This window comes from Hymenobacter ruber, from assembly GCF_054783255.1.
This window is the reverse complement of the sequence record NZ_BAAGQX010000004.1, coordinates 716,927-743,746: the sequence shown is the minus strand read 5'-3', so window position 1 is coordinate 743,746 and position 26,820 is coordinate 716,927. Positions and strand designations below refer to the sequence as shown.

General features: G+C 60.6%; 24 protein-coding genes and 1 tRNA gene. 7 read left to right on the top strand and 18 right to left on the bottom strand.

Annotation, left to right across the window (positions count from 1 at the left end):
- Nucleotides 1–46: 46 nt before the first annotated feature.
- Nucleotides 47–877 carry a polyphosphate kinase 2 family protein gene (locus ACYVM5_RS13725; RefSeq protein ID WP_460618677.1) on the bottom strand — a complete coding sequence of 277 codons (831 nt, stop codon included), beginning with the start codon at nucleotides 875–877 and terminating at the stop codon, nucleotides 47–49.
- Nucleotides 878–1,031: 154 nt separating this feature from the next.
- Nucleotides 1,032–1,760, bottom strand: a complete 729-nt coding sequence (locus tag ACYVM5_RS13720) for a VIT1/CCC1 transporter family protein (RefSeq protein ID WP_460618676.1) — start codon at nucleotides 1,758–1,760, stop codon at nucleotides 1,032–1,034.
- Nucleotides 1,761–1,877: 117 nt separating this feature from the next.
- Here ACYVM5_RS13720 and ACYVM5_RS13715 point away from each other — a divergent pair, with 117 nt between their 5' ends.
- Complete coding sequence (locus tag ACYVM5_RS13715) at nucleotides 1,878–2,591, top strand: Dps family protein (RefSeq protein WP_460618675.1); 714 nt, start codon at nucleotides 1,878–1,880, stop codon at nucleotides 2,589–2,591.
- A gap of 73 nt (nucleotides 2,592–2,664) precedes the next feature.
- Here ACYVM5_RS13715 and ACYVM5_RS13710 read toward each other — a convergent pair whose 3' ends face one another.
- Nucleotides 2,665–3,129, bottom strand: a complete 465-nt coding sequence (locus ACYVM5_RS13710; protein ID WP_460618674.1) for a low affinity iron permease family protein — start codon at nucleotides 3,127–3,129, stop codon at nucleotides 2,665–2,667.
- A gap of 198 nt (nucleotides 3,130–3,327) precedes the next feature.
- Between ACYVM5_RS13710 and ACYVM5_RS13705 the strand changes: the two genes are divergently transcribed.
- Nucleotides 3,328–3,409 (top strand) — tRNA-Leu (locus tag ACYVM5_RS13705).
- A gap of 80 nt (nucleotides 3,410–3,489) precedes the next feature.
- Here the strand turns inward: ACYVM5_RS13705 and ACYVM5_RS13700 are convergent.
- From ACYVM5_RS13700 to ACYVM5_RS13680, 5 genes are all read right to left on the bottom strand, one after another.
- Entirely contained in the window at nucleotides 3,490–5,121 is a 1,632-nt protein-coding gene (locus ACYVM5_RS13700; RefSeq protein ID WP_460618673.1) for an NFACT RNA binding domain-containing protein, read from the bottom strand.
- 9 nt (nucleotides 5,122–5,130) lie between these two features.
- On the bottom strand, nucleotides 5,131–5,649 hold the full coding sequence (locus ACYVM5_RS13695; protein ID WP_460618672.1) for a hypothetical protein: 519 nt from the start codon (nucleotides 5,647–5,649) through the stop codon (nucleotides 5,131–5,133).
- A 10-nt stretch (nucleotides 5,650–5,659) separates the two neighbouring features.
- On the bottom strand, nucleotides 5,660–6,427 hold the full coding sequence (locus tag ACYVM5_RS13690) for an MBL fold metallo-hydrolase (RefSeq protein WP_460618671.1): 768 nt from the start codon (nucleotides 6,425–6,427) through the stop codon (nucleotides 5,660–5,662).
- Between the two features lie 85 nt (nucleotides 6,428–6,512).
- Nucleotides 6,513–6,899 carry a response regulator gene (locus ACYVM5_RS13685; RefSeq protein WP_198067298.1) on the bottom strand — a complete coding sequence of 129 codons (387 nt, stop codon included), beginning with the start codon at nucleotides 6,897–6,899 and terminating at the stop codon, nucleotides 6,513–6,515.
- 56 nt (nucleotides 6,900–6,955) lie between these two features.
- The gene (locus ACYVM5_RS13680) at nucleotides 6,956–10,606 is read right to left on the bottom strand and encodes a PAS domain S-box protein (protein WP_460618670.1); all 3,651 of its coding nucleotides are present in this window, start codon (nucleotides 10,604–10,606) and stop codon (nucleotides 6,956–6,958) included.
- 129 nt (nucleotides 10,607–10,735) lie between these two features.
- Between ACYVM5_RS13680 and ACYVM5_RS13675 the strand changes: the two genes are divergently transcribed.
- The 3 genes from ACYVM5_RS13675 to miaA all read left to right on the top strand — a co-directional run bounded on the left by ACYVM5_RS13675 (nucleotide 10,736) and on the right by miaA (nucleotide 14,994).
- On the top strand, nucleotides 10,736–11,863 hold the full coding sequence (locus tag ACYVM5_RS13675) for a glycosyltransferase family protein (protein ID WP_460618669.1): 1,128 nt from the start codon (nucleotides 10,736–10,738) through the stop codon (nucleotides 11,861–11,863).
- Between the two features lie 182 nt (nucleotides 11,864–12,045).
- Nucleotides 12,046–14,016: an OmpA family protein gene (locus ACYVM5_RS13670; RefSeq protein WP_460618668.1), complete on the top strand. Its 1,971-nt coding sequence runs from the start codon at nucleotides 12,046–12,048 to the stop codon at nucleotides 14,014–14,016.
- Nucleotides 14,017–14,076: 60 nt separating this feature from the next.
- On the top strand, nucleotides 14,077–14,994 hold the full coding sequence (gene miaA, locus ACYVM5_RS13665; protein WP_460618667.1) for a tRNA (adenosine(37)-N6)-dimethylallyltransferase: 918 nt from the start codon (nucleotides 14,077–14,079) through the stop codon (nucleotides 14,992–14,994).
- A 139-nt stretch (nucleotides 14,995–15,133) separates the two neighbouring features.
- Here miaA and pfkA read toward each other — a convergent pair whose 3' ends face one another.
- Nucleotides 15,134–16,105 carry an ATP-dependent 6-phosphofructokinase gene (gene pfkA / locus ACYVM5_RS13660; RefSeq protein WP_460610388.1) on the bottom strand — a complete coding sequence of 324 codons (972 nt, stop codon included), beginning with the start codon at nucleotides 16,103–16,105 and terminating at the stop codon, nucleotides 15,134–15,136.
- A gap of 231 nt (nucleotides 16,106–16,336) precedes the next feature.
- On the opposite strand from pfkA, the gene ACYVM5_RS13655 reads away from it, so the two are divergent.
- Nucleotides 16,337–16,795 carry a tellurite resistance TerB family protein gene (locus ACYVM5_RS13655; RefSeq protein WP_460618666.1) on the top strand — a complete coding sequence of 153 codons (459 nt, stop codon included), beginning with the start codon at nucleotides 16,337–16,339 and terminating at the stop codon, nucleotides 16,793–16,795.
- Between the two features lie 116 nt (nucleotides 16,796–16,911).
- Here the strand turns inward: ACYVM5_RS13655 and ACYVM5_RS13650 are convergent, their stop codons facing one another.
- The 5 genes from ACYVM5_RS13650 to ACYVM5_RS13630 form a co-directional block, all read right to left on the bottom strand.
- Nucleotides 16,912–18,123 (bottom strand): aspartate aminotransferase family protein, encoded by a 1,212-nt coding sequence (locus tag ACYVM5_RS13650; protein WP_460618665.1) that lies wholly within the window; start codon nucleotides 18,121–18,123, stop codon nucleotides 16,912–16,914.
- Nucleotides 18,124–18,303: 180 nt separating this feature from the next.
- Nucleotides 18,304–18,765, bottom strand: coding sequence for a hypothetical protein (locus ACYVM5_RS13645; RefSeq protein WP_460618664.1), 462 nt, complete (start codon nucleotides 18,763–18,765; stop codon nucleotides 18,304–18,306).
- A gap of 41 nt (nucleotides 18,766–18,806) precedes the next feature.
- A complete protein-coding gene (locus ACYVM5_RS13640; protein WP_460618663.1) occupies nucleotides 18,807–19,274 on the bottom strand; it encodes a hypothetical protein in 468 nt (155 codons plus the stop codon).
- A gap of 66 nt (nucleotides 19,275–19,340) precedes the next feature.
- The gene (locus ACYVM5_RS13635; protein WP_460618662.1) at nucleotides 19,341–19,889 is read right to left on the bottom strand and encodes an RNA polymerase sigma factor; all 549 of its coding nucleotides are present in this window, start codon (nucleotides 19,887–19,889) and stop codon (nucleotides 19,341–19,343) included.
- A gap of 200 nt (nucleotides 19,890–20,089) precedes the next feature.
- Nucleotides 20,090–20,470, bottom strand: coding sequence for a hypothetical protein (locus ACYVM5_RS13630; protein ID WP_460618661.1), 381 nt, complete (start codon nucleotides 20,468–20,470; stop codon nucleotides 20,090–20,092).
- 505 nt (nucleotides 20,471–20,975) lie between these two features.
- On the opposite strand from ACYVM5_RS13630, the gene ACYVM5_RS13625 reads away from it, so the two are divergent.
- Nucleotides 20,976–22,763, top strand: a complete 1,788-nt coding sequence (locus ACYVM5_RS13625) for a serine hydrolase (protein ID WP_460618660.1) — start codon at nucleotides 20,976–20,978, stop codon at nucleotides 22,761–22,763.
- Nucleotides 22,764–22,867: 104 nt separating this feature from the next.
- Here the strand turns inward: ACYVM5_RS13625 and ACYVM5_RS13620 are convergent, their stop codons facing one another.
- From ACYVM5_RS13620 to ACYVM5_RS13605, 4 genes are read right to left on the bottom strand one after another with little or no spacing between them, the layout of a single operon-like run.
- Nucleotides 22,868–23,824, bottom strand: coding sequence for a transketolase family protein (locus tag ACYVM5_RS13620; protein WP_460618659.1), 957 nt, complete (start codon nucleotides 23,822–23,824; stop codon nucleotides 22,868–22,870).
- Between the two features lie 18 nt (nucleotides 23,825–23,842).
- Nucleotides 23,843–24,415: a hypothetical protein gene (locus ACYVM5_RS13615; protein ID WP_460618658.1), complete on the bottom strand. Its 573-nt coding sequence runs from the start codon at nucleotides 24,413–24,415 to the stop codon at nucleotides 23,843–23,845.
- Between the two features lie 10 nt (nucleotides 24,416–24,425).
- On the bottom strand, nucleotides 24,426–25,835 hold the full coding sequence (locus ACYVM5_RS13610) for a vWA domain-containing protein (RefSeq protein WP_460618657.1): 1,410 nt from the start codon (nucleotides 25,833–25,835) through the stop codon (nucleotides 24,426–24,428).
- A 16-nt stretch (nucleotides 25,836–25,851) separates the two neighbouring features.
- Complete coding sequence (locus ACYVM5_RS13605; RefSeq protein ID WP_460618656.1) at nucleotides 25,852–26,739, bottom strand: transketolase; 888 nt, start codon at nucleotides 26,737–26,739, stop codon at nucleotides 25,852–25,854.
- Nucleotides 26,740–26,820: the final 81 nt, after the last annotated feature.

The following is a 26,820-nucleotide window of genomic DNA, read 5'->3' as shown; positions in this document are numbered from 1 at the left end:
CCCCCTGTCATTGCGAGGCCTGCGGCCTCGCAATGACAGGGGGCTGCTATTCAATCACCTGCGCTTTGGGGTCGAAATCGACGGTGGGCGGCTGGGGGTTCATGTCCTCCAGGGCGGCCACCACGATTTCGGTGATGGCCAGGTCGCGGCCCCACTTGTGGTTGGCGGGGATGACGAACCACGGCGCATCGGCCGGCGAGCACCGGCGCAGGGCCTCCTGATAGGCAGCCTGGTAATCGTCCCAATAGGCGCGCTCCTTAAGGTCGTTGGGGTCGAATTTCCAGTTTTTGCTGGGGTCGTCGAGGCGGGCTTGTAGGCGCCGGGCCTGCTCCTCTTTGCTGATGTGCAGGAAGAATTTGAGGATACGCGTGCCGTTGTTCAGCAGCAGCTGCTCAAAATTGTTGATGTCGGCGTAGTGCTGTTCGCAGGTTTTCTCGTCAATCATGCCGTGCACGCGGGTGATGAGCACGTCCTCGTAGTGCGAGCGGTTGAACACGCCGATGTGGCCTTTTTTGGGCGTCTGGGCGTGAATGCGCCACAAAAAATCGTGCTTCAGCTCCTCCGACGTAGGCGCTTTGAAAGTGGCCACCTGCACGCCGGCCGGGTTCACCCCCGTGAGCAGGTTCTGGATGGCCCCGTCCTTGCCACCCGTGTCCATGGCCTGCAGCACGATGAGCAGGCTGCGCGAATGCTCGGCATAGAGCAGCTCCTGCAATTCGCTCAGGCGCTGACGCAGCTTGAGCAGGCGCGGGCTGGCCTCCAGCTTGTCGTCGGGCTGGTTCTTGAAGGGCGTGATATCGGCCGGGTCCACGTCGGCCAGGCGGAAGGACTTGCTGGTGACGGGAACGGCGGGGGTTTCGGGGAGCTTGAATTTCATGCTTGGGGAGGGTGTTTTTACTGATTTGGATATGGTCCAATTCGTCATCCTGAGCGCAGCGAAGGACCTTTTCACGCCAGAATAGTTTGCAGTAATTCTAATCGGCGCAGCCGTGATAAGGTCCTTCGCTGCGCTCAGGATGACAGGCGAAACCCTACGCCCCGCTCACCAGCCGCGCAATGCCGAAGGCGGCGGCCGCCGCCAGCGCGCCCACCACGGCCATTTTCACGGCGCCGGCCACGGGCGGCTGCCCGGTCATGCGGCTCTTGAAGTAGCCAAAGATGAGCAGGCACACCAGCGTAATGGCCGCCGACCACGCCAGTCCTCGCTGAGGCGAATCGGTGACGAAATAGGCGCTGAGCGGAATCAGCCCGCCCACGGCATAGGCTACGCTGATGGTGGCTGCGCTTTTGGGGGCCTGTTTGGGGTCGGGCTCCTCCAGGCCCAGTTCGTACTTCATCATAAACTTCACCCACTGCTCGGGGTCAGCGGTGAGCTCGGCCACGGCCTGGCGGCGGGTGGCTTCCGAAAGGCCCATGTCGGCCAGTAGTTCGTCGACTTCGGCGCGCTCCTTATCAGGTACTTCCTGCACTTCGCGGTGCTCGCGGCCCAACTCGGAGGCGTAGTGCTCTACCTCAGTGCGGCCGGCCAGGTAGCCGCCCAGGCCCATCGCAATGCTGCCAGCCACGATTTCGGCCAAGCCCGCCGTGATGACCAGGCCGGACGACGAAACGGCTCCGCTCAGGCCCGCCGCCAATGCAAAGGGCACGGTGAGGCCATCGGAGAGGCCAATCACCACATCCTGCAGCATGGCCGAGCTGGTAAGGTGGTCTTCGGGGTGCACGTCGTGCGGCAATTGGGTGGTCGTGGTTGGCTCGGTCATAAAGCAGAATTTAAGAATGCGGCCTGAACCCGGCAGGGTGCTTTACGTACGCAGAAATAGAATTTTCGCTGTCGAAATGTTTCGGCCGCCTCCCTCACCTCACTCGTTTTTATCATTATGGCTGCTCCCGCCAAAACTGCCGCTCCCAAAACCGCTGCACCCAAAAAAGCTGCCGCCCCGGCCGCCAAAAAAGCCCCCGCCAAAGCCCCCGCCAAAGCCGCTGCCACCAACACCGGCAAAGGGGCCGGCACCAATGCCGCCGTCGACATTCAGCCCATCCTCAACCAGCAGAACCACGCCCCCTCGCCCACCCAGCGCTACGGCACCGTGAGCCAGCGCCTGCCCATCGGCCTCGACGAGCAGACCCGTCAGAGCAGCGTAACCATGCTCAACCAGCTCTTGGCCGATACCATCACGCTGCGCGACATGTACAAAAAGCACCATTGGCAGGTAGTAGGCCCCACCTTTTACCAGCTGCACCTGCTGTTCGATAAGCACTACGAAGAGCAGGCAGTGCTGGTCGATGCCATTGCCGAGCGCATTCAGATTCTGGGTGGCGTGGCCGTGGCCATGGCCCACGACGTGGCCGAGCTCAGCAGCATCCCCCGCGTGCCCCGCGACCGCGAAGAAGCGCCCGTGCAGGTGTCGCGCCTGCTCGATGGCCACCAGCGCCTCCTCAAAAACTGCCACGATTACGCCAGCAAATCCGACGAAAGCGGCGACGACGGCACCAACGACCTCATCGTGAGCCAGCTCATCCGCACCAACGAAATGCAGGTATGGTTCGTCTCGGAGCACGTGGTCGAGTCGCCCCTCACCCGGGCCGAATAGTCGGCTCAAATTGAGCCAGTAAAAAAGGCTGCCGCATCATCTGCGGCAGCCTTTTTTCTGTTGATTCCAGTCGTTAGTCGACTTGCGCGGCCAGCTTTTCGCTGTGGTTGTCCTCGGCTTCTTCTATCGAATGGGTTTTGCCCAGGTCGTTGTCCTTTTTGGCCAGCTCGGCCAACAGGCAATAGAAATCGTGCAGGGTCTTGATTTCTTCTTCCGAAAAATCCTGGGCGTTGATAAGGCGGTTGCTGGCCCCCTGCTGGGCGGCAATCAACTCGTTCAGCTTGAGGTGTAGCACCAGCGAATCCTTGTTTTGCGCCCGCTGAATGAGAAACACCATCAGAAAGGTGATGATGGTGGTGCCCGTGTTGATGACCAGCTGCCAGGTTTCGGAATAATGAAACAGCGGCCCCGTGACGCCCCACACCAGCACAATGCCCGCCGCACTCACAAAGGCCGCCGTAGAGCCCGAAAACTTGGTGATACTCTCGGCCATCCGGCCGAAAAAGGAGTTTTTGGTGGGCAATGGGGAGGTATTCATGGCGTATTTTCTGAAAAAAGGACGAAAAGCACCCTAATGTTATTACGAAACCACAAGATAACCAGTTCAATGGTGGACGGCGGATGAAAAAGGGTGCTAAAAGGTTGTGTGGCCCAAATCCTCCGGCTATCTTTGCACCCGCTTCGCCACCTCAGCGACGCCGGCTTCGGCCGAATACCCGGTTTAGTTGCTCTATTTGCGCACGTGGTGAAACTGGTAGACACGCCATCTTGAGGGGGTGGTGCCTTCGGGTGTGGGAGTTCGAATCTCCCCGCGCGCACGCAAATCAAAAGCCCGCTGCAAGCAATTGCAGCGGGCTTTTTCGTGCTGTAGCGTGAACTAAAAGTTCGCGCTACGGTGCTACTCCCGCTCGAACGGGTTGCCGGGCTTCACCAGCACCACCCGCTCGCGCTCTACCACTACTTGGCCCGGCAGCGCCCCTTTGGGCTTGCGCACAAACTTCTTGGGCGTGACCGTGACCGGGCACAGCGTGTCATGCTGCCGGCGCGAGTACCAGCCGGCCAGCATGGCGGCATGCTCCACCACGGGCTCAGGAATGGTCTGGCCAGACTTGTGGCGGATGACGACGTGCGAACCCGTCACGTCCTTGGCGTGTAGCCAGAGGTCGTCTTTGTGGGCATATTTCTGGGTAAGCAGGTCGTTATTCACCGCGTTGCGGCCCACCAGAATGGTGAAGCCCCGGTCCTCAAAAACCTTGAAGGGAAGCTCCGTGGCCGCTTTGGTGGCCGTGGGCGTGGGGTCGAGGCTGTGCTGCTTGCGCCAGGTGCGCAGGCCGCGCAGCTCGGCCAGGGCGGGCTGGGTGTCCATTTCTTCGAGGCGCTCCAGGGCGGTGAGGGCTTCGGCCTCGCGGCGGGCGATGCGCTCGGCGAGCTGGCGCTCTTCGATTTGCTGGTTTTTGCCCTTGCGGTAGAGGTTTTCGGCCGTGAGCTGGGGCTTTTCGGTGCGCTTCAGCTTGATGGTTTTGGGCTGGTTGGTGTAGAAATCCAGCACTTCGATTTGGGTGGCCCCGGCCGGAATCTCGTGCAGGTGCGCCATGATGAGGTCGGCGGTGTGGCGGTAGCCGGCCTCATGGGCCAGGGCGTGGAGGCGCTGGCGGGCGTGAGCGGCGGCGGTGCCGGCCTCGTCGGCGCGGCGCTCCAGCAGTTGGCGCAGCTGCTTGGTTTCCATTTCGAGGGCGCGGCGGCCCAGCGCCATGGGCACGAAGCGGCGCAGCGCGACCACAGGGTCGTCGCCGGCGAAGGTTTCGAGCACCTCCCCCAGCGGCAGCAGGCTGAGGCGCGTGCGGCCGTCGAGCTGGATGATGTAGTAATGGGCCGGCCTTTCAAGCTGGGCCAGCACCTGGTTTACCTGGCGGGTTTTGGCTTCGGGTGTGGCTTCGTCATAGCCATGCTGGCGCAGGTAGCGCAGGGGCAGGTCGGCCAGCGGCGGGGGGAGTTTTTGGACCGCAGATTTAATGGATTTGACGGATTGGCTACCGCCCCCCTTCGGTTCCGCAGATTCAGACGGGGCTGAAGTTTCGACTGGCGACGGCATGGATGCAGGTTGCGGACGCAGGTCGGCATCAGCCAGCAGCTTTTGATGGAAAAGCTGAGCTTTGCCATCGGGCGACGTGCGGAAAATGGCGTTTGGGCGCGGGCCGTAGAGCTTGAACACGAGGCGGGCACCGCTGCGGAAATTCACTTGCAGCACTCGGTCCTGGGGCCAGGCAACCACGGTTTCGACCTGCTGGCCCAGCATGTCCGGGAACAAATCGACGGAGTTGGCGCGGGCGCGTTGGAAGGTTTCGGGCAGGGCCAGGGCGGGGAAATTGGCCCCCAGTTGCGCTTTCAGCCAGAACTCAGCTGTGCCGTTGGTGATGGCGATGACCAGCTCATCCTTCTCCTGGGTGAAGCACACGGCCACGCGGTAGCCCCGCAGCCGCTCGGTGAGCGCGGGGGCCAACTGGCGTAGGAAATAGTAGTTGGTGTGCATGGGAAGAATTTATACGGCAGTTTCTTTCAGTGCCAACAGTCGCGCTAGCAACGGCTGAACCGTATCAAGTTCACCCTTGAGTTGTAAATACTGTCCCACAATCGCGCAAACTGGCAATACAAAATAAATCAGGCCCAATGGGTTGACTGTCCCCATCCGCTGCCAGTCCTGCACAATGCTTGCCACCGCCAAGCCGGCAGCCATCAAACTTAATCCCCCAATTAGCCTCAGCATGGCCGGATTGTAGTATCGAACTCGAATTTCGCTGCCCTCACGGCCCGGTGCCGTGCTTACCCAACCCTTGATTTTTGGTGGCGTGGCATGGCGCACCTGAAAAACGCTGAGACGCACTATTTCAAATGAATCGGCCCCAACTACGCCCTGAAAAGGCTGGCTTTGGTCAACTTGGTAATCATCACGCCAACTGTCATTAGCCAGTGGCAGCGTACTGGCTTGCACCCGCCGCATTATTTCAGCCGGGGCCAGCGGCGAACTATATTCTTGGCTGATGTAGGAAAAAACACGCATTGCCACAGGGCTACACTTCCACTTTCAGCCCATCATACGCCAGCCGAATCCAGCTGGGCAACTCGGCTTCTACCTCGCGGTGCAGGCCCAGCTGGTGGCTGATGTGGGTGAGGTAGGCGCGTTTGGGCGCGGCTTCTTCGAGCACGGCCACGGCCTGGGCCAGGGTGAAGTGCGAGATGTGTTCCTCGCGGCGCAGGGCGTTGAGCACGATAACGTCGGCATCTCGAAGCTGGGCGCGGGTTTCGGGGCCGAGGTGGTTGGCATCCGTCAGATAACAGAAGCCGCCGATGCGGAAGCCCAGCACCGGCAGGCGGTGGTGCATGGCCCGGAGGGGCAGCACGGGTACGCCCAACACGTCAAACGGCTCATCATCGCGCACGATGGGGTGCAGCACCACGCGGGGCACGCCGGGGTACTTGTGCTCAGCAAAAATGTAGGCGAACTCCTGCCGGAGCTGCTGCAGCACGCGGGGCTCGGCAAAAACCGGCATGTCGGTCTGCTGCCGGAAGTTGAAGGCCCGGATGTCGTCGAGGCCGGCGGTGTGGTCCTTGTGCTCGTGGGTGAAGAGCAGGGCGTCGAGGTGGGTGACGCGGGCGCGCAGCATCTGCTGGCGGAAATCGGGGCCGGAATCGACCACGAAGCTGCGGCCGTCCACTTCCAGGTGCACGGACACGCGCAGGCGGTGGTCGCGGTGGTCGAGCGAGCGGCACACCACGCAGGTGCAGCCAATCATCGGCACGCCCGAAGACGTGCCCGTACCTAAGAACGTTACAACCATTTTAATGAGGAATGAGGAATGAGGGATGAAGAATTAGAAGCCGCAGAAGCAATTCCTCATTCCTCATTCTTCATTCCTCATTTTACTACCCTACGTACTGCTTCACTACGCGCACCAGGGCGTCGAAATCGAGCGGCTTGGGCAGGTAGTCGGTCACGCCGGCCTCGCGGAACTGGTCCATCGAGTAGTTGTTGGCGTTGCCGGTGATGGCGATGATGGGCAGCTTGTTGATTTTGGGGTCGGCGTGGGCGCGGATTTCGCGGGTGCACTGCATGCCGTCTTTCACGGGAATGTTGATGTCCATCAGCACGCAATCCACCGGGTTGCTTTCCAGTTGCTTCAGCACTTCGCCACCGTTTTTAGCCAGCACGATTTTATACTTCTGCAATTCCAGGATTTTGCGGGTAAGATTGAGAATTACCGAGCTGTCTTCGGCAATCAGGATGGTTTTGGTTGAAGGGTCGGCGGACATTGGCGAAGGGGTTTGAGTTGGGTTCATAGGGTAGAGCAATAGGGAATTTGCCGCGCTCAAGCGGCCGAGGGGTCAGCGGCGCGCTCCACTGCGCCGGGATATTCGGCAACGAACTGCGCAAAGTAATGTTCCAGAAGTTGAAAACCCACGGAACCTTCATCCAGCCGGCCCTCTTTGAACTGATGCTCAAGGTGCCGGGCCTGCGCGGCCAGCGCCACCCCGCCCAGCGTAGCGGCCGTGCCCTTGAGCTGGTGCAGCATGGGCAGCAGCTCGCGGAAATTGGCCTCGGCCACCACGGGGGCAGCATCGCGCAGCAAGTCGCCGGCCTCCTGCTCGAATTCTTTGTAGAGGTCAGACGTGAATTCGGCTCCGCCCAGCTCTATCAGCTGGTGCATGATGTTCACGTCGAGCGTGGGTTCGTGCGTTTCGGCCGGTATTGGCGTAGTCGGCGTGGCCGGGGCGGTGCCACTGGTCCCGACGGCCGCGGCCGGAGACGTAGCGGCGGGAGTGGCACGTGGCCGGAGCCAGCGGTGAAGAACTTCGTAGAGGTGGCGGCTTTTCACGGGCTTGCCCACGTAGTCGTCGAGGCCCTGGCTCATGAAGCGGCCCGCATCTTCCTGCATGGAATAGGCCGTCATGGCCACTACGGGCGGGCAGGCGCTGCCCAGCAAGCGCCGGATTTCGGCGGTGGCGGCCACCCCGTCCATATCCGGCATCTGGATGTCCATGAAAATAATGTTGTAGCTGGCCCCCGGCTTGCTCACCAGGGCAATGGCTTCGGGGCCGCCGCCGGCAATGGTCACATCGCAGCCCAGCTTGGTGAGCAGGCGCTGCCCCACCTTCTGGTTGATGGCATTGTCATCGACCAGCAGCACCCTCGGGGCAGCCTCAAAGGGCTGAAACGCCGCCTCGCGCAATGGGGCCATTGCGGGCAGGTCGATGTGCTGGGCCTCGCGGGCGCTGATGGTGAACCAGAACACCGAGCCCTCGCCTTCGTCCGATAGCACGCCGATTTCGCCGCCCAGCAGCTCGGCCAGCTGCCGGCTGATGCTCAGGCCCAGGCCCGTGCCGCCGTAGGCCTTACTGGGCGTGGTGTCGAGCTGGGTGAAATTGGTGAAGAGCAGGCTGGCGTTGTCGCTCGAAATGCCAATGCCCGAGTCCTGCACCGCGAAGCGCAGGGTGTGCAGCTCGCCGTCGGTACTCACGCTGCTCACCACGATGCCCACAGTGCCTTCGTTGGTGAACTTGATGGCGTTGGCCACCAGGTTGCTCAGGATTTGGAGCAGGCGCACCTCGTCGGTTATCACGTAGCGGGGGGTGTGCGGCGTGATGTGGTAGGTGAAGCGGATGTGCTTCTGCTCGGCCCGGTAGATGAACAGGGCGCGAATGCGCTCCATCACGGCCTGCAGCTCAATGGGCGTTTCGTGAATCTGGAGCTTGCCGGCCTGGATTTTCGACAGGTCCAGAATGTCGTTGAGGATGGTGAGCAGGGCATCGGAGCTCTTGCGCAGCGTGTCCACGTAGTCGAGCTGCTCGTCGGTTTCCACGGTCTGGTCGAGCAGGTCAATCATGCCGATGATGCCGTTCATGGGCGTGCGCAGCTCGTGGCTCATGTTGGCCAGGAACTGGGTTTTGGCCTCCAGGGCGGCTTCGGCTTCGTCCTTGGCCAGGCGCAGGTCGTCCTGCATCTGCTTGATTTCGGTCACGTCGCGGGCAATGCCCTGGGTGCCGGCATCGCCGCCGCCCACGATGCGCGCATTCACCAGCACGCTCACCGGGTAGCCGTCCTTGTGCCAGAGCTGGGTTTCGAAGTTGCGCAGCCCGCCGCTGCGGTCCACCTCCTCGGTGGCGCGGGGCCGGTCGGCGGGCTCGACGTAGAAATTCACGATGGGCTGCCCCACCACTTCTTCGGGCTCGTAGCCCAGCACGTCGCGCACCGAAGGGCTAACGATGGTGAGGATGCCTTCCTCGTCGGTGCGATAATAAATGTCCTGGAACGACTCGAAAATGGAGCGAAACTTCTCCTCCTGCCCTTCCAGGGCCAATTGGGCGCGCTTTTGCTCGGTGATGTCGTGGGCAATGGCCGAAATCTCCTCAAACGAGCCGTCACCCAGGTAAATCGGGTTCAGGTAAATATCGGTCCACACGTCGTGGCCGCGAGAATCGCGCAGGCGCATCTCGAAGCGCTGGGCCTGGCCCTTGGCGGCCGCGTCGTAATGCTGCACGAAGGTGTCGCGCTCGTGGGCGGGCATGTTTGCCAGGTCGGCCTTCCACAGGTTGAGGCCGCGCACCGGGTAGGTGCCGTTGCGCCGCAGGAACAGGGCCGCGTAGTTGCGGTTGAAGTTCATGAGGTTGGCGCGGGTGTCCACCGTCCACATCACGTGCGAGCCGCTCTCGAAAATGGCATTGAGGCGGGCCGTTTGCTTGCCAATCTGCTCCTCGTTGCGCTTGCGCTCGATGGCCAGCGCCACCTGGTTCGAGATGAAGTGCAGCACGTCAAGGTCACCGGGCGTGTAGGCGTCGGCGCGGCTGTAGTCCTGCACGGCCAGCACGCCAATAATGCGGTCACCGATGCTGAGCGGCGAGGCCAGCATCACCTCCGGGGCCTGCCCGAAGGCCGTGACGGCCCCGCTGCGCACCAGCTGCTGGTAGTCGGTGTGGGTGAGGTAGCGCGGCTGCCCGCCGGCAATGATATATTCCGACACGCCCGCCGAAAACGGCCGCGTGCCCTGCGGCCGAGCCTGCGGGTGCTGGTCGACGTGGTACACGAACTGCAGCTGCGTGCGAGCATCGTCGCAGAGGGCGATGAACAAGTTGCTGGTTTCAATAATCTTGCTCAGCTCGCGGTGAATGGCCCCGTAGAGGCTGGGCAAGTCCTTGGCCGAGATGGCCAGGTTGGCGATGCTGTAGTAGACTTTCTGGAGCCGCTCAGCTTTGATGCGGTCCGTGATGTCGTGCAGAATGGCGCGACTGCTCACCGGCTGGCCTTCCTCGCGCACCACGTTCATGCTCCCGATAAGGTGCACGGGCTTGCCCTGACTGGTCAGAAACACGGTTTCAACCTTGTTCACCGGCTCGCCATCATACAGGTTGCGCAGCTGGTAGAGCAGCTTGGCCTTGTAATAGGGGTGCACCACATCGGCCAGGGTGCGGGTGGCCAGTTCGGCATCGGTGTAGCCCAGCTTTTCCTTCCAGGCCTTATTCACAAACAGGAAGCCGTTGTCGGCCCCGAGGTGCTGCACCAGGTCCTGGGCGTTGTCGAGAAAGTCCTGGAGGTGGGTGCTGTCGCCGGCCAGGGCCGGACTAACCACGCTGTTACTGGCCACTTCCTGGCCGGCCATCCACAGGCCCGTCACGCCCCCGGCGGCATCGTGCGCGAAACCGGCCTGCCAGTTCAGGTAGCGCAGCTGGCCCGTGCGCGTACTTACCGACCGTTCATAACTGGCCGCCACATTCTGATGCTCAATTATTTCCAGAAACTCGCGCCGCCGTGCTTCGCGCTCAGTGGGCGGGGCAAAAAGCTGGTAGCAGTGCTGGCCCAACACCTTATCGCGGGTGTAGCCCGTGAGGGCCAGCAGGGCCTCATTGACCTCAACGATGGTCCCCTTCAAATCGGCCAGCATGTACACCTGGCCAAGCTGGTCGAGCAGCGCCGCCAAGGGCGGCGCTACGGGGCGGGCAGTGGAAGTAGCCGAGAAAGGAGCCATAAACGACACGAACTACCGGTTGATATTTCCGGCTAAGATAAGCCAGCGCGCTGCGAGGCGGCGGTGTAAATTTGGCAAAATATAATTACTCCCGGCCGTCCCCGCGCGGCTGCCCCTCGCTCCCTGCCATTGCCGCTCCCATCCAAGCCGCTGCTTTTCACCGTCACCACCGATTTGTGCTTCGACCAGCGGATGCAGCGCATCTGCGGCAGCCTGGCCGCCGCCGGCTACCGGGTGCAGCTGGTGGGCTGGCAGCGGCCCACGTCGCCCCCGCTCACGGCGCAGCCCTACCAGCAGCACCGGCTGCGCGGCTGGTTTCAGAAAGGCAAGCTGTTTTATCTGGAGTACAACCTGCGGCTGTTCATCTACCTGCTGGGCCAGCGCGCCGCCGCCTGGTGCGCCTGCGACCTCGACACCGCCCTGCCCGTGTGGCTGCGCGCCAAGCTCGGCGGGCAGCCCTTTGTGTACGATGCCCACGAGCTGTTCACGGAAGTGCCCGAGGTGGTGGCCCGGCCGGCGGTGCAGCGCATCTGGCGGCGGATAGAGCGCTTTATAGTGCCGCGCGCCCGGCTGGCCTACACCGTGGGCCCGGCCCTGGCGCGGGTGTTTGAGCAGCGCTCCGGCCGGCCTTTCGCCGTGGTGCGCAACGTGAGCCGCCTGCGCACCGGCGAGGTGCTGCCGCCGGTCCCCACCGCTGCCCCGCCTTCCGCCTACATCCTCTACCAGGGCGCGCTGAACATGGGCCGGGGCCTGGAGCAGCTCATCGATGCCATGCCGCAGGTGGCGGGCCGGCTGGTGATTTGCGGCGAGGGCGACCTCTCGGCCGCGCTGCGCCAGCGCGCCGAAAAACTGGGTTTGCTGGCTTCCGGCAAAGTTGAATTTCGGGGCTTCGTGCTGCCCGAAGCGCTGCGCGATGTGACACGGCACGCGGCCGTAGGCATCATGCTGCTGGAAAATATCGGCCTGAGCTACTACTATTCGTTGGCCAATAAATTCTTCGATTACGTGCACGCTGGCATCCCGCAGGTGCTCATCGACTTCCCCGAATACCGCGCCCTCAACGACCAGTTCGACGTGGCCGAGCTGGTGACCAATCTGGAGCCCGCCACCCTGGCCGCCGCCCTCAACCGCCTGCTGCGTGATGAGCCCGCCCGCTACCAGCACCTGGCCGCAAACTGCCGCCGCGCCGCGCCCCAGCTCAGCTGGCAGCACGAAGAGCAAGTGCTGCTGGAACTGTTCGAGGGTCTGTTCGCGTAGCCTGACTTGCGCCTGAATACCGGGTCAATGCCTTAAATCACGGGCTTGCTTGCGCCAACGCTCCGGCCGCTTGCGGCCCGGAAGGCGGCTGTGGGCGTTATCTTGTCGGCCCAATGGATGGCACTACGCGCCGAAATTATTGTTTTGTAGCTGCTTACCTTGGTTTCCCGTTGCTCCGGCCTATGAAGATTTTTCTGACGCTGGTCTTGTTGGTTTGCCGGTTGGGGCTGAAGGCGCAACCCACGCCGCCCGCCGCCATCCCATACACTGACGCGCAAGCCCGCTACCAGCTGGCCTATGCGCCGGGCTGGGTGCCGCCCCGGGCCACGGGCGGGCAGGTGGCCACGTTTACAGCCGGCGCACCCGCCATCGTCGCGATGGTGAAAGTCAACCAGCAACCCCTGCCCGATGACCGGCGCGACCTGCGCTTGCTGGGCGCGGGCCGACCCGATTCGGTCTACCAACGCATCCAGCGGCTGCCCCGCGTACAGGTGCTGCGCCTCGACCAGCACAGCGCCGGCCCCACCGATGAAGTTGATTACGAATACACTTACGCCCCGCCCGCCCCGGCTCCGCGCACTCATGTAGTGGGCCGGCAGCTCTGGCGCGGCGGTTACGAGTTTCGGGTGGAATACCGCGCCCACACCGACCAGGACGGCCGCTACCTGGCCGAGGGCCGGCAGCTGGTCGAATCATTCGCTTTCACCACCGCGCCCTGGCCCAGCCGCCGCTACGCCGACCAGATTTGCGACGGCAAAATGTACGGCATCGCCGCCCTGCGCTACCACGACGGTCAGTGGGAAGACGACTGCCGCACCATCCACGAGTTTTCGAATTCTGACCCCACAGCCAAACCCCGTGCCCACCGCCGGGTGCTGCCCTTCCAGTCCTACGCCCTGGCCAAGGGGTTCGACAACTGCCTGTATTCCGTCACGAAAGCCCCCACCAACGCCCCCGAGCGCGTATACCGCTACGACCCCGCCGCCCGCCGCGGGGACTACACTAAATGGCAGCTCCCGGCCCAGGGCCCCGAAAACGTCTGGATATCCGCCGCCACCGACGACCACGGCGACCTATATTTCATGACTTCCGACGCCAACCTGCTGGTGCGCGTGAGCCCCCACGAGGGCCGCGTGAGCGTGGTGTGGGCCACCGACCCCATTCGCAAAGCGCCCTATTACCCCCTCATCGGCTTCGCCAGCGCGGGCACGCACGGCAATTTTTGCCTCGACGATGCGAATACGATGTACATGGTGTACAGCACCGATGGCTCCTTGCTGAAAGTAAACCTCAACACCAAGCAGCCCGCCCCCGAGCGCATTCAACTAGACGGTCTACCCGTGCGCGGCGGCTACAGCGACCTGCTGATGCAGAACGATGCCGCCGGCCGCCGCCGCATGTACCTGGCCGGCCCGCACGGGCTTTATCAAGTCGATTTGGCCCGCCGCCAGGCCACCCGCGTGCGCGGCGGCACCTACACCGATTTGGCCGGCTGCAACCTGTTTGGCGTGGTGCAACCGGCCCCGCCCGCGCCGCCCCCCACGCCCACCACCGCCATCTGGGAAGGCCGCGTGCTCGACGCCACTACTTCGCTGCCCCTACCGCAGGCCCAGTTGCGCCTCGACCACGACGAGGTGGGCACGGCCGTGCTGCTGTCGGTGCGGGGTAATTTCACTTATACCTCGAAGCCGGGCATTCCTTACCAATACCACGCCCAGCACCCCGGCTATTTCTCCACCGATAGCACTTGGGCCGCCGCGCCCGGCCCGCTGGTGCGCGACATTCTGCTTCGCCCGCTGGCCGTGGGAGCTACTGAACAGCTCGCCAACGTGCAGTTTGAGCAGGGCAAAGCCGCTATGCTGCCCTCGTCGGCCGCCGCTCTCAATAAGCTGGTGCGCCTGATGATTGACAACCCCGGCCTGACCATCGAGCTGCGCGGCCACACCGACAACGTGGGCCCGCCCGAGAAAAACGTGGTGCTCAGCCAGCAGCGCGTGGCCGCTGTGAAAGCCTACCTGGCCGACCACGGCGTGGCCGGCAGCCGCATCACCGGCCTGGGACTGGGAGGGGCCGAGCCCATTGCCAGCAACGACCAGGAAGCCACCCGCCGCCTCAACCGCCGCGTCGAATTCCGCATCGTGGGGCTGCAATAGCGCGGGCGGCGCGAACTTTGCGACCCGCGCTGCCGGTTTTGGCCGTGCGTTATTTCCGCCGTGTCCGCACTTCCTCCCGAAATCCTCGCCCAGCTGGCGCCCACCGCCGCCGACCCGCGCCCCGTGCTGCTCACCATTGCCGGCCCCACGGCCGTGGGCAAAACGGCCCTGTGCGTGCAGCTGGCCCAGCAATTCCACACCGAAATTGTCTCGGCCGACTCGCGCCAGTTTTTCCGCGAGCTCAGCATCGGCACGGCCAAACCCACGCCCGCCGAAATGGATGGCGTACCCCACCATTTCATCGACAGCCACAGCATCACGGAGGATTACAGCGCCGGCCGCTTCGCCACCGATTGCTTGGCCGTGCTCACCGACTTATTCCAAAAACACCCGTTGGTCATCCTTACCGGCGGCTCGGGGCTTTACGTGCAGGCCGTAACTGATGGGCTGGACGAGCTGCCCAGCGTGCCGCCCGAAGTGCGGGCCCAGCTCCACGCCGAGCTGGCCGCCCACGGCCTCCCCCACCTCGTGGCCGAGCTGGCCGAAACCGACCCCGTGGCCCACGCCCGCATCGACCAGCAAAATCCCCAGCGCGTGGTACGCGCCCTCGAGATTACCCGTGCCACCGGCCGGCCGTTTTCCAGCTTTCATACCGCCGGCCCGCCGCCCGAAAACCCACTGTTCCGCAACGTGAAAGTGGCCCTCACCCGCGAGCGGGAAGAATTGTACCAGCGCATCAACCTTCGCGTGGAGCATATGCTTGAAGCCGGCTTGCTCGATGAGGTCAAATCCGTCCTGCCCTATCGCCACCACCACGCCCTGCAAACCGTGGGCTACCAGGAAATTTTCGGCTTTCTGGACGGCGAGTATGACTGGGCCGAAGCCGTGCGCCTGCTCCAGCGCAACACCCGCCGCTACGCCAAGCGCCAAATGACCTGGCTGCGGCGGGACCCGGCGTATCAGTGGGTGCAGTTGTAACCAGCTCATTTTACCAGAAAGCCCCGGCACTACGCGGTACCGGGGCTTTTTCACATTATAGAGCTGGACGCTGAGAACAGGACGGATTGCTTCGTCGCCGCTTGATGCGCGGAATGCTCGCTATGACAGCTGTCGAAGACTACACGCTCAGAATCTCCACCATCCGCATAAAGCTCTGGTTGATGAGCTTCTTCTTGTTAATGGTATCGGTGAACGGTGTGTACACCAGCTTCTTATCCACGATTCCGGCCATTACGTTGCGCATGCCGTTCATGAGGCCTTCCACGGCGGCGATGCCGATTTGGGAGCCCAGCAGGCGGTCGGCCGCCGTGGGCGAGCCACCGCGCTGAATGTGGCCGATAACCGTGACGCGGGTGTCGAGCTGCGGGATGGCTTCCTTCACGCGGGCGGCCGTGTTGGTGGCGTTGCCCTCTTCCTCGCCCTCGGCCACGATGACAATGAACGAGGTTTTGGAGCGCTGCCAACCCGCCTGCAGCGTGTCAATCACCACATCGGCGCTCATCTGCGTTTCCGGAATCATCACGATTTCGGCCCCGCCGCCAATGGCGCACGGAATGGCGATGTAGCCCGAGTCGCGGCCCATCACTTCCACGAAGAAGCAGCGGTCGTGCGAGTCGGCCGTGTCCCGGATTTTGTCGATGCACTCCAGGGCCGTGTTCACGGCCGTATCGTAGCCGATGGTGTAGTCCGTGCCGTAGAGGTCATTATCAATCGTGCCCGGCGCGCCCACCGTTGGAATGCCGAATTCTTCCTCAAAAATCATGGCGCCGGTGAAGGTGCCGTTGCCGCCAATGGCCACCAGGCCTTCAATGCCATTGTTTACCAGTTGGTCGAAGGCCTGCTGGCGGCCTTCCTTGGTCATAAACTTCTGGCTGCGCGCCGATTTCAGTATGGTGCCGCCCTTCTGAACCGTGTTGGATACTGAAGCCGAATCGAGGCGCACAAACTCGCCCTTAATCATGCCACTGTAGCCCCGCATAATGCCGTAAACCTCAATGCCGTGGTAAGTGGCCGTGCGTACCACCGCCCGGATGGCAGCATTCATGCCCGGCGAATCGCCTCCACTCGTAAAAACCGCTATTCTCTTCATCTTGCCTATCAAAAATGCGACGGAGCGCGCAAATGGCGTCCAAACCTCGCAAAGTTGGCGAAATGAATGCAAACCCTCAACCCAGGCCCAGAAATTGCCGTTATGGAAACGTTTGTATTTCTCTTAGCAGAACAATAATTTGCTAACAAAAAGACGATTTTTCGTGTATCTTACCCCGAAAATCGCGGTTTCACGCACAAAATCATCTCCCACTTCTTAATTCCCACGTTTATGTTCGGTTTTTTCGAAAATGAGCAGGCTAAAAAAATCAAAAGCCACCTGTTGAACCTCGCGGCGCTGGCTAAAGCCGATGGCCACATCGACGCCCGGGAGATGAATTTCATCCTTGCGGTGGGCAAAAAGAACGGCATCAGCAGCTCCGAAGTACAGGCACTGGTGTCGGGCTCCAAAGGCAGCAGCAATGACCTGCCCACCACCGATTCGGAGCGGTTCGACCAGATTTTCGACCTCGTGGACATGATGCTGGCCGATGGCATCGTGGACGAAACCGAGATGGATTTCTGCATCATGATGGCCGAGAAGCTGGGCTTCCGCAAGGCCATTGTGGGCGTGCTGGTTCGCAAGATTTCGCAGGGCGTGAAAGACGGCCTGCCCAAGGACCGCATCAAAGAAGAAAGCACGTCTTTCTTGAATTACAATGAGTTGCCCCGTCCCAACGTGACGGTGTAATGACTTTTTCATCGGGTAGCCCGAAACAAAAGCGGCCCTTTAGCAGCCCCACTGCGGGTTGCCAAAGGGCCGATTCTTGTTGATACACCGAATCGGCTGCTGGTTCGTTAGTCGCCTCAATCCGTTCCGCCCCCACCGGCAATGTGCTCGATGGCCCGCAGCAGCGCGGCGCAGGCTTCGTCAATCTCGGCCTCGCTGATGGTGAGCGGCGGGGCCAGGCGCAGGGAGTTGTCGCAGAACAGGAACCAGTCGGTGAGGATGCCTTCATGCGCCAGGGCGTGGTCGATAATGGGTTTGAGCACGGCGAAAGAGTCAAACTCCACAGCCATCATCAGGCCGCGGCCGCGCACCGCCCGGATGGCCGGGTGCCGCAGCTGCGCCCGAAACCGCTCCGCTTTCGCAGCTATGCCTTCCGCCAGCCGCTCATCCTGAATAATTTGCAGCGTGGCCAGGGCCGCCGCGCAACTCACCGGGTGCCCGCCGAAAGTGGTGCAATGGCCCAGAATGGGGTTGGTTTTGAAGCCCGACATGATTTCGGTGCTCGAAATAAACGCGCCGATGGGCATGCCGCCGCCCATGCCCTTGGCGCACACCAAGATGTCAGGCTCGATGCCGAACTGCTCGAAGGCCCACATGGTGCCGGTGCGCCCGTAGCCGCACTGGATTTCGTCGAGAATGAGCAGCGCGCCTACTTCGGAGCAGCGGGCGCGCAGGGCGGGCAGGTAGCCGGGGCTGGGCACGCGCACGCCGGCTTCGCCCTGCACGGTTTCGATGACCACGGCGGCGGTGCGCTCGGTGATGAACTCCAGGTCGGCCAGCTCGTTGTGGCGGATGTGGCGCACGTCGGGCAGCAGCGGGCGGAAGCTGTTTTTGAAGCCCTCGGAACCGGTGATGGACAGCGCACCGTGCGTGGAGCCGTGGTAGGCGTTGAGGCAGGAAATGAGCTCGGTGCGGCCGGTATGGCGCTTGGCCAGCTTCAGCGCGCCCTCGATGGCCTCGGTGCCGGAATTGGTGAAAAACACCGAATCCAGGTGCGCGGGCAGGGTTTTGTGGATGGCCTCGGCCAGCTGGGCGGGCACGGCCTGCACCAGCTCGCCGTACACCATCAGGTGCAGGTATTTGTCGAGCTGAGCCTGAATGCCGGCCAGCACGCGCGGGTGGCGGTGGCCCACGTTGCTCACACCGATGCCCGAGATGAGGTCGAGGTAGCGGCGGCCGTCGGGGCCGTACATGTACACGCCTTCGGCCCGCTCAATTTCCAGCAGCAGCGGAAAATCGGATGTTTGGGCCTGGTGGCGCAGGAATAATTGGCGGGGTGTTAGGACCACGGATTTATCGGATTTGACTGATTTTGTAGTCGATTTCGCGTCTGTCATCCTGAGCGGAGCGAAGGATGACAAATGGAAGCAAGTGCTAAACCAACAGCCGCTGGTTTCGATTATCCCGCAAAAATAAAGAAGCCGCTGCGAGGGCAGCGGCTTCTTGGTATAGCTCAGAAAGAATCGGCCTCAGTTGGTATCAATGGCGGGCTGAGCACCGGTGCCAGCCACGCGCTTGATAACTTCTTTGGTGAAGTCGCGCTCGGCCTGAAACAGCTGGGCGACCTGGCGCAGAGAAATGACTTTCTGGAATTTATCGAAATACTCCTTTTCCAGGTTCAGCTCCTGCTGGCGCATGTTGAAGGCTTGGGTGAAGTTGTCGCGGATTTGCTGGTCGGTCATGCCCTCGGTCACGTCGCGGCGCAGCAGGCGGCCGTTGCGGTTGAGCTCACGGCGGTGGTCGGAGAATTCATTGTAAATCGGCCAGAACTTCTGGGCCTGGTCCTGAGTGAGCGATACGCGGTTGGTGATGAAGGCAATTTTGGCGTTTTCGAGCTGGCCGAGGCGTTGGCCCCGGCGGCCACCGCCCTGGGCGTGCGCGGCAGGTGCCAGCACCAGCAGCAAGGCTGCTATGCTTAGTAAACGAAGCATGGATGATAAAACGGACATGATAGCAAAGTAGGAATACAGAATTAGAGGTACGTGGATTCGTCGGAAGGTTGCGCGTCCAGTGCATCGTTTAGCTCCTCTTCCGAGGCCTGCAGGAAGCCCTTGGTGATGGCCGGATGCGCGGCGGCGAGCACGGCCAGGTCGGAGTTTTCGACGCGGGCCCCGCTCGTGAGCAGGTAGCCCACTAGTTCGGTGCGCGGCACGGCATCGAGCGAGGCCGTGGCGGCCGTGGCGGGCACCAACGGCGCGCTGCCGCTCATGTAAAACGAGGCGGCAAACCCGCCCAGCACGGCCACCGAGGCCAGGCCAGTGCGCAGCGCCGGCGACAGGAAGCTGAGCCAGCCCCGGCCCAGCGCAGTTTCGCGGGCATCGGCCTGGGGCAGCCGGGCCATTATTTGGGTCGGCAGTTTATCGAAGTAGCCCGCGGGCGGCTCACTCAGCAGCGGGCGGGGCCGCCGGGGATGCGCGTCGAGCTTGAAAGCAGTTTTCATGATGGTTGGATGAAAAGGCGGGGGCAGCGTTTAATTCCGCCAGTAAAAAATTGTGCGGGGGCGGGGTTAGTCGTCGGTGGTGCGGGTCACGTACTCTTCCACTTTCTTCACGGCGTGGTGGTAGCTAGCTTTCAAGGCCCCTACGCTGGTGCCCGTTACTTCGGCCATTTGCTCGTAGGGCATCTCGTCATAGTAACGCAGGTTGAAGACGAGGCGCTGCTTATCGGGCAGGCGCAGAATGGCTTTTTGCAGCTTTAGCTCAATCTCGTCGCCAGCAATGGCGGGGTCGGCTACGATTTTGGCGGCCAGCTCGGCTCCCACATCGGTGAGGGGCAGCAGGAACTTGCGCCGCTTGCTGCTAAGGAAATTCAGGCACTCGTTGGTGGCAATGCGGTAAATCCAGGTGAAGAGCTGGGCATCCTGGCGGAAGTTTTCGAGGTGCTTCCAGACCTTTACAAATACGTCCTGGGTGAGGTCGTCGGCGTCGTCGTGGTCCACCACCATCTTGCGCACGTGCCAGTACACCTTGCTCTGGTACTTGCGCACGAGCTGGTTGAACGCCAGATTGCGCGAGGCCGGGTCTTGAAACTTGAGCAGGATTTCGTGGTCTTCCAAACGCGAAGGGATACTTGCCAGGGCGGCAAAAGCAGGGGTTGGATGGCAAAGCCGGGACTCAGTTTAATGCCTACCCGCGAAAAGGGAGCGGCAAGCACCAGAAATCAGGGCCGACCAGGATGCCAACTCGTTCGCCACGCCCGCAATAATAAGCCCGATACGTCCTTCAGGTCAGGCTTTTTACTGGCTTATTCAAGCGCCTATTTCTCAACGCATGTGCACGTCCACCGATAATCGGGAATGGTGGGAAACACCAGAAAAAACTTATTGGGACGGTCTATTTTTGTCGCCTTGCCCTTGTCGAGATAACCGCCGGTGAACAGCAGGTTGCCTTCTTTATCAACGCTGAATTTGCCTTTGCTGGGCGTTTTAAACCCTGAATAGAAATAGGTGCCGTCCGGGTTTATCGTGAACGAGCCGTGGGGAGTGAATTCGTAGAAGCCCCCGTGGTATTTCGTGGAAGTGCAGCCGTATTTCCCGTATTTGAGCGTGGTTTTTGGCGCGTTCTGCGCCGTAGCGTCAACTGCAAGCGCCGACAATACCGCGCAGCTGATTCCTACGATTAAGGTTCTTTTTTTCATCTCAAATAGCAGCAGTTTTTAAAAGGCCCAGGTGCGAACCAAAAATAAGTATAGCCCCATAAAACGCAACAGGCAGCTCATTTTTATGCGCCAATCAAGCATCAAAAGCCCCCGCAGCTTCTGAAGCTGCGGGGGCTTTTGATAAAACTGAACTGAGATTAATTCCTTACGCTTCATTATGGCTTCCACGGCGGCTACGCTGAAGGCTGCTCATCAGCTTGTGGAATGCATTTCCGCTTCCTTGCTCAGGAAATCGAGGCAGTCACTGAATCAGTTATTCAATAGCCACAACCAAGCGCATTCCCTCAATGGCGCGGGTATCCCCGCTACCTAGCTGCCCGTCACTGTCACCTAGCGTTATTACCGGCTATTGAGATGGTATCTGACAAGACATTTCGCCAGTGAAATAAAAGCAATAAATTATTGATATTATACAATATTAATGAAATATATGGCTACATTTGAACGCTTGGCATAAGTCAGGTTCAACTCATTTACTAGCTGCATGAAAGTAAGACTACACTTCTACTTGTTGGGGCTGCTGCTCCTGACGGGTGGCCAGGCCAGCGCCCAGCAAAAGCTGGACGTCAAGAAATCGCTCAACGGATTCGACAAAACCGTGGCGCAGCTGCTCAAGGACTGGAATGTGCCGGGCTGCGGCGTGGCGGTGGTGGTAAAAAACAAGCTGGTTTTTGCCCAGGGCTACGGCTACCGCGACTTAGAAAAAAAGCTGCCCGTAACGCCCAATACGTTGTTCCCCATTGGGTCGAACACCAAGCTTTTCACCGCCACCGCGGTGGGGCTGCTGGTGGAAGAAGGCAAACTGGACTGGGACAAACCGGTGAAAAACTACGTGCCGCAAATTCAGTTCTACAACGACGAGCTGACGGCCAACATCACCATTCGGGACATGCTTTCGCACCGCACCGGCATGTCGCGGCACGACAATATTTGGTACAACTCGGACTTTAGCCGGCAGCAGTTGTTCGAGCGGCTGAAGTACTTGGAACCCAACCTGCCACTACGCCAGGGGTATTTGTACAACAACATGATGTATGCCGCGGCCGGGCACATTGTGGAGCAGCTATCGGGGCAAAGTTGGGAAGAATATGTCCGCACCAAGTTCTTCGAGCCGCTGGGCATGTCCCGAACTGTTTCATCTACTGAAGCAATGCTGAAACAGCCGGATTTTCTCACTGCCTATTATGAAAAGCACGACACGACCACCCTGTTGCCGTACTCTTTTTACACCCGCTGGCAAGGCCTGGGGCCAGCGGGGTCTATCATTTCCGACCTCGGCGACATGTCGCATTGGTTGATTGTGCAAATGCACGGCGGCAAATACAACAGCAAGGTGGTTGTGCCGAACGCCATCGTTCAGGCCACGATGCAGCCAGCGGCGCTTGCCGCCACCGTTCCACAAAAAGAATTCGAATCTATTAATTCGATGTATGGGATGGGCCGGTCAACTTCCAGTTACAAAGGACACTACCGGACTGAGCACGGCGGGGCAATAAACGGCGTTTATTCACGCGTATCTTTTTTGCCCGCCGATAGCATCGGAATTATTGTATTTGTTAACGGAGCCCACGGGAGCCCGATGACGAATATTCTGACCAACATCGTCTACGACCGGGTGCTGGGCCTGCCGCCCACGCCCTGGAACGAGCGAAACCTGAAAAACTACCGCCTTGGCAAGGCCACGGCCCGCGCCGCCCGCAAGAAGCCCGACACCGACCGGGTGCCTAACACCACGCCCTCGCACCCGCTCGCCGACTATGTGGGCCAATACGAAGACCCGGCCTACGGCGTGCTGGACATCAGCCTGGATGCCGGCAAGCTGCGCTTCACCTTCAACCACCAGAGCCTGCCGCTGGAACATTATCACTACGACCGTTTTTCCTCCGCCGACGATGAATTTTTTGGCACCAGTTCCTTCACGTTTGCTGCCGATGCCCAGGGCAACATTCAGCAGGCCAAAATCAGCATGGATGAAAAGGAAGTGGTGTTCATTAAAAAAGCCGATGCCCACCTACTTGACCCCAACTTTCTAAAAACCCTGGCCGGCCAGTATGAGCTAAACGGCAACACCACAAACGTAATGTTTGGCAACAAAGAACTGACCTTAAGCACCTCGCCCATGATTCACCTGGATGCTTACAAAAACAATACCTTCCGCATGCGCGAGTTTTCTGACCAAACCGTGCAGTTTTCGCTGGATGCTAGTGGCAACCCCACAGGTTTCAATGTGACACAGGACGGTATTACCACCCGCTTCAGTCGCAAGAAATAACCGTTCGCAGTTTCTTTTTCTGCTTATGATTGGCATCCTTTCCCATCAAAAAAGCCCCTGCAGCCAAGTTGCTGCAGGGGCTTTTTTGATGTACTCAGACCACGTTATTTCTTCCGCTTCATAACCGCTTCCACGGCTTCCACAATGGCCTTATCGGTGAGGCCGTATTTCTCCATTAGCTGGTCGGGGGTGCCGCTTTCGCCGAAGCTGTCGTGCACGGCCACCATTTCCAGAGGCAGAGGCTCTTCGCGGGCCAGCAGCTGGGCGATGCTGTCGCCGAGGCCGCCGTTCATCTGGTGCTCTTCGGCGGTTACCACGCAGCCGGTTTTGCGGGCCGAGGCTAGGATGGCTTCGGCATCAAGCGGCTTGATGGTGTGGATGTTGATGATTTCGGCATTGATGCCCTTCTCGGCCAGGAGCTTGCCGGCGAGCACGGCTTTCCACACGAGGTGGCCGGTGGCGAAAATGCTCACGTCGGTGCCTTCGTTCATCAGCCAGGCTTTGCCGATTTCAAATTTCTGGTCAGGGGCCGTGAAGTTGGGCACCACGGGGCGGCCGAAGCGCAGGTACACGGGGCCTTCGTGGTCGGCAATGGCGATGGTGGCGGCTTTGGTCTGGTTGTAATCGCAGGGGTTGATGACGGTCATGCCGGGCAGCATTTTCATCATGCCGAGGTCTTCCAGAATCTGGTGGGTGGCGCCGTCTTCGCCCAGTGTGAGGCCGGCGTGCGAGGCACAGATTTTCACGTTTTTGCCGGAGTAAGCAATGCTCTGGCGAATCTGGTCGTAGACGCGGCCGGTGCTGAAGTTGGCAAAGGTGCCCGTGAAGGGGATTTTGCCGCCAATGGTCATGCCGGCGGCTACGCCCATCATGTTGGCCTCGGCAATGCCAACCTGGAAAAATCGGTCGGGGAAAGCCTTTTTGAAGGCGTCCATCTTGAGCGAGCCGGTGAGGTCGGCGCAGAGGGCCACAACGTTGGGGTTGCTGGCGCCCAGCTCAGCCAGACCAGCGCCGAAGCCGCTGCGGGTGTCTTTGGATTCGGTGTAGGGGAAGTCTTTCATTGGGAAATTAGAAATCAGTTATTGCGTGTGTTGTTGGGCTTGCTGCTGACGCCGGTAGTCGTCGAAATCTGCCTGATAAATTGGGTCGCCAGGGTGAGCCTCTTTGGCGCGAAATTTATCAATCATAACGGAATCGTTCGGATGATGAATTTCGAATAAGGTGGTCGTATTGGTCAAGAAAAGCACCACTCCTAAACCCACCCATATGGCAATACGCCGTAGAACACTAACCATGCTGTATTCTGCAAAAGTCAAGGCAATAGCAGCAATAGCCACTATTGCTGTACTGCCTAAGCCAGCTAAGAGCATAATGGCCGCCCCATTCCACAGCATGAATTTGAATAGGAGCCCGATTACTAAAATTGAGAGGGTAAAGCCGCTCGCTATTTTGACCAAAGCCAATTTGGCTGAGTTCTTCTGCCCCGCTTTAGCTGGCTGAAAATAGCCGCCAACGAAATACAGGAGCGACAGAAAAGCTAACCCGAGTACCACCATGATGGGGCCACCTGTGGTAGAGAAAAGAATTAGCACGAAACCGATGGCAGCTACGCCAACCAATACCCGCTCTAGCCATGTAAATGCTTTCTGCATAGTCGTACTACTACTTTCCAAAAATGGCTACTGAAGTCGTTTGCCCGCTGCGGATACTGAAATTGCGCACGTCCGTGTACTTGCTGCCGTTGCTAGTGGCGGTACGGAATACTAAGCGGTAAGCCCCGGGCTGCATAGGCAGGTTTATTTTGCTACTCCCACCCTGCGACAGGTCATAAATCCAGGTTTGCGACTCATCATCGTTCAATTGATAGATGCTGCCGTAGCCTTTCAGGTCGGAGGTGATGTTGAGGGTGCCGGGGGCGTCGTAGGTGAAGGTGTATTCCTGACCTTGCTTGATGGTGAGGCGGCGCACGGTGCGCGGTAGCGTGAGAGCTTCCACTTCGTAGTTGCCGGCCAGCAGCTTCTGGCGGGTGCCGAAGGTGCCAGCCGTGACGGTAGCGCCATTCGGGCTGCGCACTACGGCGCGGATGGTGCCGTAGGGGTTGGGCGAGAGCGGCGGGTTTTGCAGCCAGAGGGTGCCCTGCGGAGTTTTGTAGGTGAGCACGTTGGCCTTGCCGGGAGTGATGGGAATGTTGGCCTGGCGCACGGGCGGGACGGTGTTTATCACGAGGTCGTAGCTCTGGAGGGCGTCGATGTCGAGCACGTCGGCCTTGCCCTGGGCGTCGCGGTAGTGCACGTAGTTGTACTCCGGCTGCTCGGTCACGTTGTTCACGAAGGTCATGTTGACGTTCGTTTCCACAGGCTTGCCGTTGGCGTCGGTGAGGTTCACCGAGACGGTGGTTTTGCTCAGCGTTTTGGCGATGACGTCGTTCATCACCGTGCGGAAGGTCTTCACCTCGGCGGCGTTGTAGTACTGGCCGAGGCATTCGAGCTGCTTGCCGAAATCCCGCTCAGCCCCGATGCCGATGACGAACGGCTTGAGAAAAACGTGCTTGCGCTGCAGGGCCAGGGAGGCCGCGCAGGGGTCGCGGTTGCACGATTCGAGGCCGTCCGTAATCAGCAGCAACACATTGCGCGACTGCTTATCGGTGGGGAAATCGTTGGCCGACTGCTCCAGCGAGTACGTGATGGGCGTGTTGCCTTGCGCCTTGAGCGTAGTTAGCTTCTTCTTGATGGCGGCGGCGTTGCGGGGTGCGAAGGCCACTTCGAGCTTCGAGTCCTGGCAGTTTTTCTCCGAGTTCGGGTACTGGTGGCCGTACACGCGCAGGCCCAACTCCAGGTTGGGATAGGCGTTGAGCGAGTCGACCATTTTGCTGAGCATGCGCTTGGCCACCTCCCAGCGGGGCTGGCCTTCCCAGGGCGCCATCATCGAGCCCGAGGCATCGAGCAGGAACAGAATGCGGGTAACCTTGGGCTTTTCGGGCGGGGCATTTTGGGCATGGGCGTCCTGTACTGGCAGCCCCAGAGGGGCCACCAGCAACAGGAAACACAAGGCCCGGAGCAAGCGCGGCAGCATGAGCAACAGCCGCGACCTAGTAATCGCCTTCGGTGCCTACTTTCAGCTCATCGAGGGCCGTGGCCAGCTGGGCATCATTCGGAGCGACGCCGTGCCACTTGTGGCCGTCCATCATAAAATCGACGCCGAAGCCCATTTTCGTGTCCATTACGAACATGACGGGCTTGGCTTTGCCGGTGGCGGCTACGCAGTTTTCGAGGCTGGGGATGAGGGATTCAAAATGGTTGCCGTCGCCTTCGATGACGTGCCAGCCGAAGGCTTTGAACTTCTCAGCCACGTCGCCAAGGCCGCCGATTTCGTCGGTCGAGCCGTCAATCTGCTGGCCGTTGCGGTCCACGATGGCCACGAGGTTGTCGATTTTGTGGTGGCTGGCGTAGAGGGCGGCCTCCCAGTTCTGGCCTTCTTCGAGTTCGCCGTCGCCCATGAGCACGAACACGCGCTGCTTGTCGCCGTTCATTTTTTTGGCCTGGGCCGCGCCGCAGGCCACGCTCAGGCCCTGGCCCAACGAGCCGGAGGCCACGCGGATGCCGGGCAAACCCTCGTGGGTGGTGGGATGGCCCTGGAGCCGCGAATTGAGCTTGCGAAACGTGCTCAGCTCGCTGACGGGGAAGTAGCCGGAGCGGGCCAGCACCGAGTACCAGGTGGCCGAAATGTGGCCGTTGGACAGGAAGAAAATGTCCTGGTCCTTGCCGTCCATGTCGAAGGGCTCGGGGTGGTGCTTCATCACCTTGAAGAAGAGGGCCACGAACAAATCGGTGCAGCCGAGCGAGCCGCCGGGGTGGCCCGAGTTCACGGCGTGCACCATGCGCACGATGTCGCGGCGCACCTGGGTGGCAATTTCCTTCAGCTCTTCGTTCGATTTCTCGGGCTGCTCAACGGTTTTGGTGGTGGTGGTATCGGCCATGTGGGAATAGTTGGGTTCGGTGGGTAAAGGTAGTAAATGGCGGGATGGGCTAACCGCCCTGTTCCGGGGCGAAGCACTGCC

Excerpts from the sequence above, each read along its gene's own strand:
- ACYVM5_RS13695 (WP_460618672.1), bottom strand. The coding sequence starts at position 5,649 with ATGCGTGTTTTTTCCTACATCAGCCAAGAATATAGTTCGCCGCTGGCC.
- pfkA (WP_460610388.1), bottom strand. The coding sequence starts at position 16,105 with ATGAAGAGAATAGCGGTTTTTACGAGTGGAGGCGATTCGCCGGGCATG.
- ACYVM5_RS13680 (WP_460618670.1), bottom strand. The coding sequence starts at position 10,606 with ATGGCTCCTTTCTCGGCTACTTCCACTGCCCGCCCCGTAGCGCCGCCC.
- ACYVM5_RS13640 (WP_460618663.1), bottom strand. The coding sequence starts at position 19,274 with ATGAAAACTGCTTTCAAGCTCGACGCGCATCCCCGGCGGCCCCGCCCG.
- ACYVM5_RS13710 (WP_460618674.1), bottom strand. The coding sequence starts at position 3,129 with ATGAATACCTCCCCATTGCCCACCAAAAACTCCTTTTTCGGCCGGATG.
- ACYVM5_RS13700 (WP_460618673.1), bottom strand. The coding sequence starts at position 5,121 with ATGCACACCAACTACTATTTCCTACGCCAGTTGGCCCCCGCGCTCACC.
- ACYVM5_RS13690 (WP_460618671.1), bottom strand. The coding sequence starts at position 6,427 with ATGGTTGTAACGTTCTTAGGTACGGGCACGTCTTCGGGCGTGCCGATG.
- ACYVM5_RS13610 (WP_460618657.1), bottom strand. The coding sequence starts at position 25,835 with ATGCTGCCGCGCTTGCTCCGGGCCTTGTGTTTCCTGTTGCTGGTGGCC.
- ACYVM5_RS13720 (WP_460618676.1), bottom strand. The coding sequence starts at position 1,760 with ATGACCGAGCCAACCACGACCACCCAATTGCCGCACGACGTGCACCCC.
- ACYVM5_RS13620 (WP_460618659.1), bottom strand. The coding sequence starts at position 23,824 with ATGAAAGACTTCCCCTACACCGAATCCAAAGACACCCGCAGCGGCTTC.
- ACYVM5_RS13645 (WP_460618664.1), bottom strand. The coding sequence starts at position 18,765 with ATGCTTCGTTTACTAAGCATAGCAGCCTTGCTGCTGGTGCTGGCACCT.
- ACYVM5_RS13725 (WP_460618677.1), bottom strand. The coding sequence starts at position 877 with ATGAAATTCAAGCTCCCCGAAACCCCCGCCGTTCCCGTCACCAGCAAG.
- ACYVM5_RS13630 (WP_460618661.1), bottom strand. The coding sequence starts at position 20,470 with ATGAAAAAAAGAACCTTAATCGTAGGAATCAGCTGCGCGGTATTGTCG.
- ACYVM5_RS13615 (WP_460618658.1), bottom strand. The coding sequence starts at position 24,415 with ATGCAGAAAGCATTTACATGGCTAGAGCGGGTATTGGTTGGCGTAGCT.
- ACYVM5_RS13655 (WP_460618666.1), top strand. The coding sequence starts at position 16,337 with ATGTTCGGTTTTTTCGAAAATGAGCAGGCTAAAAAAATCAAAAGCCAC.
- ACYVM5_RS13670 (WP_460618668.1), top strand. The coding sequence starts at position 12,046 with ATGAAGATTTTTCTGACGCTGGTCTTGTTGGTTTGCCGGTTGGGGCTG.
- ACYVM5_RS13625 (WP_460618660.1), top strand. The coding sequence starts at position 20,976 with ATGAAAGTAAGACTACACTTCTACTTGTTGGGGCTGCTGCTCCTGACG.
- ACYVM5_RS13685 (WP_198067298.1), bottom strand. The coding sequence starts at position 6,899 with ATGTCCGCCGACCCTTCAACCAAAACCATCCTGATTGCCGAAGACAGC.
- ACYVM5_RS13605 (WP_460618656.1), bottom strand. The coding sequence starts at position 26,739 with ATGGCCGATACCACCACCACCAAAACCGTTGAGCAGCCCGAGAAATCG.
- ACYVM5_RS13715 (WP_460618675.1), top strand. The coding sequence starts at position 1,878 with ATGGCTGCTCCCGCCAAAACTGCCGCTCCCAAAACCGCTGCACCCAAA.